General features: G+C 45.4%; 1 protein-coding gene and 1 pseudogene. Both read left to right on the forward strand.

Features of this window, described 5'->3' with window-relative positions; translation table 11 throughout:
* Position 1: 1 nt before the first annotated feature.
* Positions 2 to 1,393, forward strand: a complete 1,392-nt coding sequence (locus ACTHUT_RS19700) for an RHS repeat-associated core domain-containing protein (protein WP_440419512.1) — start codon at positions 2 to 4, stop codon at positions 1,391 to 1,393.
* Between the two features lie 9 nt (positions 1,394 to 1,402).
* Positions 1,403 to 1,748, forward strand: a pseudogene (locus ACTHUT_RS19705) (hypothetical protein); the annotation flags it as partial.

A 1,748-nucleotide genomic window follows, 5' to 3' on the forward strand; every position in this document is an offset into this window, starting at 1 on the left:
CATTCAGGAAGCCCGCAACAGCCAAACCGGCCGCAGCGAAACCTTCGCCTTCGACCCCGCCCACAACATCCTCGACATCCCGACATCTACTCCCTCTCCCGTGGGAGAGGGCCGGGGAGAGGGCAAAACGACCGCTCCGATTTCAGACGACCCCAAAACTCAAGGTCGTCTGAAATCACCTGCCAACCCTAACCTTGTCAGCGGCAACCGCCTTAAAGAATACAACGGCATCGAATACACCTACGACGCCTTGGGCAACCTGATTTACCGCCAGCTGCCCGACGGCGAAAACCAATATTACCAATACGATTTAGAAAACCAACTCGTCCGCGCCGAAATCAAAAAGCCAGCCGGCAATACCGAGATTTGGACATACGCCTACGACCCGTTCGGCAGACGCCTTTCCAAAGAACGCCAAGACAAACTCGCCTGGACGAGTACCGAACCGAAACGCACCCACTTCGTCTGGGACGGCAGCCGCCTGTTGCAGGAGTACACCTACAAAGGCTGCTACACCTATATCTACACCGACCAAGACAGCTACGAACCCTTAGCCCAAGTCTTTCACAACAACCAAGACGAAGAGCAATACCTCGCCTATTTCCACAACGACCAAATCGGCATCCCGAAAGAGATGACCGACATCCACGGTAATCTCCTTTGGTACGGCGAATACACCGCCTGGGGTTGTCTGAAAAAGGACGGGCGGGTTTACAAGAACGCGCACCAGCCGTTCAGACTGCAAAACCAATACTTCGATGAAGAGACAGGGCTGCATTACAATCTGATGCGGTATTACGAGGCGGAGACAGGGCGTTTCATTAACCAAGATCCGATTGGGTTGTTGGGTGGTAGTAACCTTTATCGGTTTGCACCTAATGCACAAGGATGGACTGATCCCTCTGGTTTTATAGCTATGGCATTAGTTTTCTTACCAGAAATAGGTGCTGCTTTAACTGCTTTAGGGCAAGCTGCACTAACAGCAATTGGCATTGGAGCAGTTTTAAGTCTAAGTGGTGATACTTCAAAAGAGAAAAGTCAGGCTAAAGCACAGGTAAAGGCAGGCGCTTGTCATGGAAACTGTAAAAGTTCAAAAAAGCCTCAGCACGGATATAAAATTTACGATAAAAGAACAGGGCAAATAATGGAATATGGTATTAGCGGGCAAACTAGAACAAAGGCAGATTACTTTAAAACAGAAAATAATTCGCCGAGGATTCGAAGTAAATTGAGGGTTAAGTATGGTGGCGATCCTAATTATGCAGGTTCGGTAATGATTGATGGACTGCCAAATAGAGAAGCAGCTTTAGCGTGGGAAGAGGCACAGGTACGATTACATAAACTAAAATATGGCTCCCAGCCTCCAAGGCAAAAACGACCTATAGTTGATTAGGAGAAATTTATGATTAAAGTTATAGACTTACGAAGTGAATATAGTACAAATCCAATATTTGTGAATTTTAATAGACAAGCCCACGCCATTCCAACGCTATATGCTAAATCTCTGCCTAAATTTGAATCAAAACAGATTAGTACCTGTTTGATTATTTTGTATCCTCATGATGATTTCCCAGAAAAACCGAATATAAAAGGATTTGCAGATTTCTATCTGTATTTTAATTTTGATAAATATTTTGTGTCTTCTGATGCTGAGAAAAAAATGATGCAATTAGAAGCAGTCCATCAAGGAATGTTGGGAATTGCAGTTGAACAGGGGTGGAATACAGAACCATTTGAAATAGCATATC

This window comes from Neisseria sp. P0022.S010, from assembly GCF_051956635.1.